Here is a 9953-nt window from a genome sequence, read left to right on the forward strand (position 1 = left end):
TCATGCGTTTCAACCGGATCCTGCTCTCGGGCACGCTCGTCGTGGTCGCCCTGGTCGTCCAGGTCTCCGTCCTGGGCCGCCTCCAACTCCCCGGAGCCGTCCCCGACCTGGTCCTGCTCACGGTCGTCGCCCTCGCACTCGTGTACGGATGCGTCGGCGGGGCCCTCATCGGCTTCACCGCCGGCATCCTCACCGACCTGGCCCCGCCCGCCGACCACGCCGCCGGCCGCTACGCGCTCGTGCTGTGCGTCATCGGCTACGTCGCCGGCCTGGTCCGCCCCGACACCGGGCGGTTCCGCTCCGCCTGGGGCCCCATGCTCACCGTCGTCGGCGCCGCCTTCGTCTCCACCCTGCTCTACGCGGGCGTCGGCGCCCTGGTCGGCGACACCGCCGCCCGGCACGTGGGGCTCAGCGGACTGGTGTTCACCGCGGTCCTCTACGACCTGCTGCTGGCCCCCTTCACGGTGCCGTTCATCATGGCCCTGGCCCGCCGCGCCGAGAACGACCCGATGGCCGTCGAGGCCAACGGCGGCCCGCCCGCGGGCAAGGACATCGCCTCCGGCTGGCTGGCCGGCGGCACCGGGCTGCGGATCGGCAGCCAGCGCGGCGGCCTGCGGATGAAGACCGCCCGCAGCCGGGCCAACCGGGCCGGCCGGATAAAGGGCGTCAAGGGAATCAAGGGTGTGAAGAGCGTCAAGAAACTGTGAGGGAGGAGTCCACGTGACCAACATTCCGGAGACCGGCCGTACCTCCCGGGTGCAGATCCGGCTCGTGATCATCCAGGTTCTCGTCTTCTCCCTCCTCCTCACCCTCGGCGGCCGGCTCTGGTACCTCCAGGTCCGCAACGGCGACGAGTACTCCGACGAGGCGAAGAACAACCACGTGCAGCAGGTGGTCCAGCCCGCCGTGCGCGGCTCCATCCTCGATGCCCGCGGGGTCGCCCTCGCCGACAACGAGACCCGCCTCGTCGTCTCCGCCAGCCGCACCGAGCTGATGAAGATGAAGGACCGCGGCAAGGGCGTGCTCTCCCGCCTCGCCGGGGTCCTCGACATGAAGCCGCAGGACGTGACCGACAAGGTCCGCCTCTGCAACAACGAGACCCCGCAGCCCTGCTGGAACGGCTCCCCCTACCAGCCGATCCCGGTCACCAACAAGGCCACCACCCAGCAGGCCCTGCAGATCCGCGAGCGCCCCGAGGACTTCCCCGGGATCACCGCCGAGCCCACCGCCGTACGCCGCTACCCGGCCCCCGGCGGCGCCAACACCGGCCAGGTCCTCGGCTACCTCTCCCCGGTCACCGACGAAGAGATCGTCAAGGCCAAGGACACCAACTCCCCGTTCCTGCGCTCCGACCAGGTCGGCCGCTTCGGCATCGAGCGCACCTACGACAAGGAACTGCGCGGGAAGGCCGGCGTCACCCGCTACGAGGTGGACAACCTCGGCCGGGTCATCGGCATGGCCAGGAACGACCGGGCCGTGCCCGGGGCCAACCTCGTCACCAGCATCGACGCCCGGGTCCAGGGCGTGGCCGAGTACGAGCTCAATGCGGCCATGCTGGAAGCGCGCAAGCAGATCGACCGCAACACCGGCGTCCTCTACAAGGCCGACGCGGGCGCCATCGTCGTCATGGAGTCCAGGACCGGCCGGGTCGTGGCCATGGCCTCCAACCCCACCTACGACCCGAACGTCTGGGTCGGCGGGATCTCCGGCAAGGACTACGCCCGCCTCACCGCCAAGGGCTCCAACGTCCCCCTCATGAACCGGGCCATCCAGGGACAGGCCGCCCCCGGCTCCATCTTCAAGGTCATCCCGACGGCGGCCGCGGTCAACGCCGGGTACAAGTTCGACGGGGAGTACCCCTGCCCGAGCTCGTACTCCATCGGCGGCCAGGTCTTCAAGAACTTCGAGTCCCAGGGACACGGCTCGATCACCCTGGGGCGGGCCCTGGAAGTCTCCTGCGACACCGTGTTCTACGCCCTGGGCCACAAGGAATGGCTGAAGGACGGCGGGCTCAAGCCGAAGAAGAACCCGGCGCAGGTCTTCTACAAGACCGCCCACCAGTTCGGCCTCGGCGCCGAGACCAACATCGACCTGCCGGGCGAGGAGAAGGGCCGGGTCCCCGACCGCGAGTGGAAGCAGCGGTTCTGGGCGGCCAACAAGGACGGCTGGTGCAAGACCGGCAAGAAGGGCGGCACCTACGTGGAGCTGCTCTCCTACGAGAACTGCCTCGAAGGCAACCTCATGCGCGCCGGTGACGCCGTCAACTACTCCATCGGGCAGGGCGACACCCTCGTCACCCCGATCCAGATGGCCACCATCTACGCCGCCATCTCCAACGGCGGCACCATGTGGAACCCGACCATCGGCAAGGCCATCGTCAGCGCCGACGGCAAGCACGTCGAGGAGATCAAGCCGCAGTCCCACGGCCGGCTCCCGATGACCGAGGAGACCCGGCAGAAGATGGCCGCGGCCCTCGAAGGCGTCGCCACCCGCGGCACCGCCGCCTGGCGCTTCGGCGGCTGGCCGCAGAAGCAGATCCCCATGCACGCCAAGACCGGCACCGCCGAGGTCTACGGCAAGCAGACCACCTCCTGGTTCGCCACGTACACCGACGACTACACGATCGTCATGACGATCTCCCAGGGCGGCACCGGCTCCGGCGCCTCCGGCCCCGCCGTCCGCAACGTCTACAACGCCATCTACGGTCTCGACATGGCAGGCAAGCAGGACCCCAAGGCCGCCCTGCTGATCCGCCCCGAGGCCAAGCTCCCCGCCATCCAGGCCGACGGCTCCATCGACTCTCCCGCGATCACGCCGTACGTGCCCCCGTCCCCCGAAGACCTGGCGCCGCCCCCGCTCGCCGGGCCGCCCGCCCCGCCCGCAGCACGGCAGGACTGAACCCTGATGCAGACCGCGAACAAGTTCTCCGTACCCCGGTACGCGCCGGAGCAGCGGGGAGCGATGGCCAAGCTCACCGCCCGCGACTCCGTCGTGCGCCGGCTCGACTGGCCGATACTCCTCTCGGCGCTCGCCCTCTCCCTCATCGGCGCCCTGCTGGTGTGGTCGGCGACCCGCAACCGGACCTCGCTGAACAACGGGGACCCGTACTACTTCCTCTTCCGGCACGCCATGAACACCGGCATCGGCCTCGTGCTGATGATCGGCACGATCTGGCTCGGACACCGCACCCTGCGCGGCGCCGTACCGATCCTCTACGGGCTCTCCGTGGTCCTGATCCTCGCGGTGCTCACCCCGCTCGGCGCCACCATCAACGGGGCCCACGCCTGGATCGTGGTCGGCGGCGGCTTCTCGCTCCAGCCCTCCGAGTTCGTCAAGATCACGATCATCCTGGTCATGGCGATGCTGCTCGCCGCCCGGGTGGACGCGGGAGACCTCGCCCACCCCGACCACCGCACCGTCGTCAAGGCGCTCTGCCTGGCCGCCTTCCCCATGGGCATCATCATGCTGATGCCCGACCTCGGCTCCGTGATGGTCATGGTCGTCATCGTGCTCGGCGTCCTGCTCGCCTCCGGCGCCTCCAACCGCTGGGTGCTGGGCCTGCTCGGCTCCGGCGCCGGCGGGGCCATCCTGATCTGGCAGCTCGGCGTCCTCGACGAGTACCAGATCAACCGCTTCGCGGCCTTCGCCAACCCCGAGCTCGACCCGGCCGGCGTCGGCTACAACACCAACCAGGCGCGCATCGCCATCGGCTCCGGCGGGCTGACCGGCTCCGGGCTCTTCAAGGGCTCGCAGACCACCGGCCAGTTCGTGCCGGAGCAGCAGACCGACTTCGTCTTCACGGTGGCGGGGGAGGAGCTGGGCTTCGTCGGCGCCGGGCTGATCCTGGTGCTGCTCGGGGTCATCCTGTGGCGCGCCTGCATGATCGCCCGCGAGACGACCGAGCTCTACGGCACGATCGTGTGCGCCGGGATCATCGCCTGGTTCGCCTTCCAGGCCTTCGAGAACATCGGCATGACCCTCGGGATCATGCCCGTGGCCGGGCTGCCACTGCCCTTCGTGTCCTACGGAGGATCATCGATGTTCGCCGTGTGGGTGGCCATCGGGCTGCTCCAGTCGATCAGGGTGCAGCGGCCGTTGTCGGCGTGAGGCGGCGGCGGTGAGGCGCTGTCGGTGTGAGGCATTGGCGGCGTGAGACGTCGTCGGCGTGAGGCGTTGTCGGCCCGGCCCCGGGGTTGCCCGGGCCGGGCCGGCCGGCGTTCGGCTCGATCCGTCGGTTCCCGGGCAGGTTTTCCGCCGCACCCGCCGTTTTTCTTCCCGCCGCCTTCCGTTCAGGACTACGTTCGATCCATGGCGGACACGAAGCGCGAGATCGAGCGCAAATTCGAGTTCAGGACCACCAAGGCCGGACGGCGCGGAGTACCCGACCTGAGGGGCACGGCTGCCATCGCGTCCGTGACCGACCAGGGCACGGTCGAGCTCGACGCCGTCTACTACGACACCCCCGACCAGCGGCTCGCCGCCGACGGGCTCACCCTGCGCCGCCGCACCGGCGGCAAGGACGCCGGCTGGCACCTCAAACTGCCCGTCGCCCCCGGCGTGCGCGACGAGATCACGGCCCCCCTCGGCGACACCGTCCCGGACGCGCTGACCGCACTGCTGCGCTCCCGCGTCCGCGACATCCCGCTGGAACCGCAGGTCAGGCTCCTGTCCTCGCGCAAGGTCAGCCACCTCCTCGACGCCGACGGCGGCCTCCTCGCGGAGCTGTCCACGGACGCGGTCCGGGCCGAGCGCGCCGAGGCCAACGCCGCCTGGACCGAGGTGGAGGTCGAGCTCGCCGACGGGGCCGACCCGGCGCTGCTCGACGCCGTGGAGAAGACCTTCCGCAAGGCCGGACTCCGGGTCAGCGACGCCCCCTCGAAGCTCGCCCGGGCGCTGACGGAGACCGGCGGGGAGCCCCCGGCCCCCACGGCCGGCGAGGGCCCCGAGCAGGACACGGTGGGCGCGCACGTGCTCGCGTACCTGCGCGAACAGCGCGACATCCTCATCGCCCAGGACCCCGCCGTACGCCGCGGGCTGCCCGACTCCGTCCACCAGATGCGGATCGCCACCCGCCGCCTGCGCAGCGCCTTCAAGACCCACCGCCGGATCCTGGACCCCGCCGAGACCGGACCGGTCGGCGAGGAGCTGCGCTGGCTCGCCGCCGAGCTCGGAGTCGACCGGGACCAGGAAGTACTGCTGGAGCGGATCCAGACCCGCCTCGACGAACTCCCGCGCACCCTCGTGCTGGGCCCGGTCCGCGGCCGCCTCAAGATCTGGAACGTGGCCCGCCGCACCGGCTCGCGCCGCGCCGCGCTGGCCGCGCTCGACAGCCGGCGCCACGTGGCCCTGCTGAACTCCCTCGACGCCCTGCTGGCCGACCCGCCGCTGCTGAAGGCCGCCGCCCGGCCCGCCGCGTCGGCCCTGCCCGCCGCGGTCCTCGGCGACTACGAACGCCTCGCCGGCCGGGTCGGGGCCGCCCTGTCCATGGACCCGGGCCAGGGCCGCGACCTGGCCCTGCACGAGGCCCGCAAGGCCGCGAAGCGCGCCCGGTACGCGGCCGAGGCGGCCGCCCCGGCCCTCGGCAAACCCGCGCGCAGGCTGGCCAAGGCGGTGAAGGCGGTCCAGACCCTGCTCGGCGACCACCGGGACGGGGTCGTCGCCCGCGAAGCCCTGCGCGCACTCGCCGTCCAGGCGGCGGGCGCGGGGGAGTCGGCCTTCACCTGGGGCGTGCTCTACGCCCGCGAGGAGGCACTGGCCGAGCGCCGCGAGCACGAGCTGCCCCAGGTGTGGGCGGCGACCGCGGGGCCGGCGGCGGCCGTACGCGGCTGATGGTGCGGGCGGGGGCGCTCCGGGCCCCGGGGTACGCTTGAGAGTCGCCCCCTGCCCGCTTCACGAAAGTCGCGTGATGACCGAATCGGTCTTCCCTCAGCTTGAGGCCCTGCTTCCGCACGTCCAGAAGCCGATCCAGTACGTCGGCGGTGAGCTCAACTCCACGGTCAAGCCGTGGGAGAGCGCCGATGTCCGCTGGGCGCTGATGTACCCGGACGCGTACGAGGTCGGGCTCCCCAACCAGGGCGTCATGATCCTGTACGAGGTGCTCAACGAGCGCGAGGGCGTGCTCGCGGAGCGCACGTACAGCGTGTGGCCGGACCTCGAAGAACTGATGCGCGAGCACAAGGTGCCGCAGTTCACCGTCGACTCCCACCGCCCGGTCGGGGCCTTCGACGTCTTCGGACTGTCCTTCTCCACCGAGCTCGGCTACACCAACATGCTGACGGCGCTGGACCTCGCGGGCATCCCGCTGGAGGCGAAGAACCGTACGGTCGACCACCCCATCGTGCTCGCGGGCGGCCACGCGGCCTTCAACCCCGAGCCGATCGCGGAGTTCATCGACTGCGCCGTCATCGGCGACGGCGAGCAGGCCGTCCTCGACATGACCGAGATCATCCGCGCGTGGAAGGCCGAGGGCCGCCCGGGCGGGCGCGAAGAGGTGCTCCTGCGCCTCGCGAAGACCGGCGGCGTGTACGTGCCGGGCTTCTACGACGTGGAATACCTGCCGGACGGCCGCATCGGCCGCGTCGTCCCGAACCGCTCCGGCGTGCCGTGGCGCGTGTCCAAGCACACCGTCATGGACCTCGACGAGTGGCCCTACCCCAAGCAGCCCCTGGTCCCGCTCGCCGAGACCGTCCACGAGCGCATGTCCGTGGAGATCTTCCGCGGCTGCACCCGCGGCTGCCGCTTCTGCCAGGCCGGCATGATCACGCGCCCCGTGCGGGAGCGAAGCATCACCGGCATCGGCGAGATGGTGGAACGCGGCCTCAAGGCGACGGGCTTCGAAGAGGTGGGCCTCCTCTCCCTCTCCTCGGCCGACCACACCGAGATCGCGGACATCGCCAAGGGCCTGGCCGACCGCTACACGGACGACAAGGTGGGCCTGTCCCTCCCGTCCACCCGCGTGGACGCCTTCAACGTGGACCTGGCCAACGAGCTGACCCGCAACGGCCGCCGCTCCGGTCTGACCTTCGCCCCCGAGGGCGGCTCCGAGCGCATGCGCAAGGTCATCAACAAGATGGTCTCGGAAGAGGACCTGATCCGTACGGTCGCCACCGCGTACGGCAACGGCTGGCGCCAGGTGAAGCTGTACTTCATGGTCGGCCTGCCCACCGAGACCGACGAGGACGTCCTCCAGATCGGCGACATGGCGGTCAACGTCATCGCCAAGGGCCGCGAGGTCTCCGGCCAGAACGACATCCGCTGCACGGTGTCGATCGGCGGGTTCGTCCCCAAGCCGCACACCCCCTTCCAGTGGGCCCCGCAGCTGTCGGCCGAGGAGACGGACGCCCGTCTCGGCAAGCTCCGCGACAAGCTCCGCGGCGACAAGAAGTACGGCCGCTCCATCGGCTTCCGCTACCACGACGGCAAGCCCGGCATCGTCGAGGGCCTCCTCTCCCGCGGCGACCGCCGCATCGGCGACGTCATCCGCGCCGTGTACGAGTCGGGCGGCCGCTTCGACGGCTGGCGCGAGCACTTCTCGTACGACCGCTGGATGCAGGCGGCCGAGAAGACCCTGCCCGCGTACGGCGTGGACGTCGCCTGGTACACCACCCGCGAGCGCACCTACGAAGAGGTGCTCCCCTGGGACCACCTCGACTCCGGCCTGGACAAGGACTGGCTCTGGGAGGACTGGCAGGACGCCCTCGACGAGACCGAGGTCGAGGACTGCCGCTGGACCCCGTGCTTCGACTGCGGCGTCTGCCCGCAGCTCGACACCAGCATCCAGATCGGCCCGACGGGCAAGAAACTGCTGCCCCTGTCGGTCGTGAAGTAGTACCTCCGCGCCCCGTTCGCACGCCGACGGCCCGCCCCGAGCACGGGGCGGGCCGTCGTGTTCGCTAGGCTCCGCTGGCTCCCCGGGCCGCAGTGATCGACACGAGGCGGGGGCGTGCATCCTGGGGGGATCACATGCCACAACGCTTCAAGCACGTCCGCTGTCGAGCGAGAGGCCGACGCCAAGGCGTCGCGCTCGTCGCGCTGATCATCGCCGTCCTGGCCGCTCTCGTCGGACCCACCGGCGTGGCCACCGCCGCCGTCGCAGCACAGGACGGGGGACGGGCCGCCGCTGCGTCCGTACCGGCGAACGGGCCGGCCGGCCCCACGGCCGAGGGCGCGCCCAAGGCCCCGCCCGCCCCGAAGGCGCCGCCCGCCGAGCCCGCGCCCAAGCCGCGGGACCCCGCGGCCGAGCGGGCCGCGGCCGCGCGCGAGATCCGTGGTGGAGCGGCCGCCGAGACCTGCTCGGGCGCCCTCGCACCCGACGCGGTCCACACCTGCACCAAACCCTCGGGGACGGGGCCGTTCCGGTTCACGTTCTCCCTGACGGCGGCGACGGACCTGGTCCTCGTCCAGGCCGTCGAGCTCGGCAGCGGCGGATCCGCGTACACGAAGCTGACCGGGCCCGACGGATCCGAGGTCGCCTGCACCCGGCCGCAGTCTTGGTCGGGCGAGGGGAGCTGCCTGACCAGCAAGGCGGGTGCCTACACTCTGGACGTCAGCTCCTCCTCCACGGACGGCTTCTCGGTCTCCTACCGATCGCTGGTCTCCAGTACCACCTGTGCCACCGTGGCCGCGTCCGCGGTCGCCCTCGGGGCGCCGAAGCTCTTCGAGGCCACCGTGGCCGCCGGCTCCACCGGTGACTGCCGCCGCCTGCCGACGAACGTCGTCACCGGCTCCGTCCTGCGCGTACACCTGACCTCGTACGAGGTGCAGGGCACCGTCTTCGACGCCTCCGGCAAGCAGGTCTGCTCCACCCGCGTCAACAGCTCGCAGGACTTCGACTGCAAGCTGACGGGCACCGCTCCGTACACCGTGCTGATCAACCAGGACTACGGACGGAGCGCGGCCTACGGCTTCACCGTCGCCCGCCTGTCCTACGGCACCGGCTGCCCCGTCGTCGACGTGCAGGCCTACGGCACCGTCCCCGGGGCCACCTCCAAGGCGCCGTGCCGGACCCTGCGCGTGACCACTACAGGTCCCCACTCCTTCGGTCCGACCGAGGCCGCCTCGTGGATCTCGGGGCGCCTCTACCGGCTCAACGGAACGGCAGCCTGCACGCCACAGCTCCTGAAGCCGTGCAACCTCTCCGCCGGCTCCTACACCTGGGCGCGCGACGCGAACAACACCATGGACGCGTACGGCTTCTGGTTCTACGTGACCAGCCAGTCCGCCGGCTGCACGGACGTACGTGACGACGGCTTCGCCTCCGGTCCGGCGACCGGCTCCTTCACCGGAGCCGGCCAGCGGCTCTGCCGGACCCTCCCGACGGCCACCGGCAAGGGCCTGTACTTCTACGACAACCTGCCGGCGGACGGCGGCGCGGACGTGAGCACCACGGTGTACGACGCCAAGGGCGAGCAGCAGTGCGAGGCCACGTACGACCTCTCCGTCTGCAAGCTGACCGGCACCGCCCCCTTCCGCGCGGTCTTCAACGGCCCCGCCTCCGGCACCTACCGGGTGACCGTCCACGGCACCGGCAACACCGCCGGCTGCACGACCTGGAACAGCGCCACCTTCGGCCCCTCTCCGGGCAGCCGGGCCAATCTCACCGCAGACAAGCAGGTCAAGTGCCTCGCACTCGCGGCGGGCAAGCACTCGACCGCGGAGATGATCGACTACACGAACGCCAGCAAGCGGGTCAACGCCTCCGTGCAGATCTACGACGACGCCGGCAACCCGGTGTGCAGCACGGTCGGCGGTACCACGACCAGCTGCATGCTCCAGGCCGCCGCCTATCCGGCGCTGCTCATCGGTACCGGCTACGCCGACAGCTACCAGCTGGTCCGCCGGGACATCTCGCAGACCGCGAAGTGCCCCGCGCCCAAGTCGCTGACCGTCGGCGGGGCGTCCACGGGCTACACCTTCAAGTCCGCCCTGGACAGCACCTGCGTGCAGTTCAAGAC

The 9953-nt window shown here is 71.1% G+C and carries 6 protein-coding genes; all 6 read left to right on the top strand.

Annotated features, from left to right (window positions below; genetic code table 11):
- Positions 1–2 precede the first annotated feature (2 nt).
- Positions 3–707 (top strand): rod shape-determining protein MreD, encoded by a 705-nt coding sequence (gene mreD / locus ACFWNV_RS29200; protein WP_383952798.1) that lies wholly within the window; start codon positions 3–5, stop codon positions 705–707.
- A 13-nt stretch (positions 708–720) separates the two neighbouring features.
- A complete protein-coding gene (mrdA, locus tag ACFWNV_RS29205; RefSeq protein WP_383952800.1) occupies positions 721–2898 on the top strand; it encodes a penicillin-binding protein 2 in 2178 nt (725 codons plus the stop codon).
- A gap of 6 nt (positions 2899–2904) precedes the next feature.
- The gene (rodA, locus tag ACFWNV_RS29210; protein WP_383952802.1) at positions 2905–4107 is read left to right on the top strand and encodes a rod shape-determining protein RodA; all 1203 of its coding nucleotides are present in this window, start codon (positions 2905–2907) and stop codon (positions 4105–4107) included.
- A gap of 201 nt (positions 4108–4308) precedes the next feature.
- Entirely contained in the window at positions 4309–5829 is a 1521-nt protein-coding gene (locus ACFWNV_RS29215; protein ID WP_383952804.1) for a CHAD domain-containing protein, read from the top strand.
- A gap of 73 nt (positions 5830–5902) precedes the next feature.
- Entirely contained in the window at positions 5903–7828 is a 1926-nt protein-coding gene (locus ACFWNV_RS29220; RefSeq protein ID WP_383952806.1) for a TIGR03960 family B12-binding radical SAM protein, read from the top strand.
- A gap of 134 nt (positions 7829–7962) precedes the next feature.
- Positions 7963–9953 (top strand): hypothetical protein (locus tag ACFWNV_RS29225; protein ID WP_383952808.1); only part of this gene is annotated, 1991 nt, incomplete at its 3' end.

The sequence above is a fragment of the Streptomyces sp. NPDC058401 genome (assembly GCF_042722885.1).
Taxonomy (GTDB): Bacteria; Actinomycetota; Actinomycetes; order Streptomycetales; family Streptomycetaceae; genus Streptomyces.

What these genes read in the sequence shown, in the direction of transcription:
- mreD (WP_383952798.1), top strand. Translation starts at nt 3, where the DNA reads ATGCGTTTCAACCGGATCCTGCTCTCGGGCACGCTCGTCGTGGTCGCC.
- rodA (WP_383952802.1), top strand. Translation starts at nt 2,905, where the DNA reads ATGCAGACCGCGAACAAGTTCTCCGTACCCCGGTACGCGCCGGAGCAG.
- ACFWNV_RS29215 (WP_383952804.1), top strand. Translation starts at nt 4,309, where the DNA reads ATGGCGGACACGAAGCGCGAGATCGAGCGCAAATTCGAGTTCAGGACC.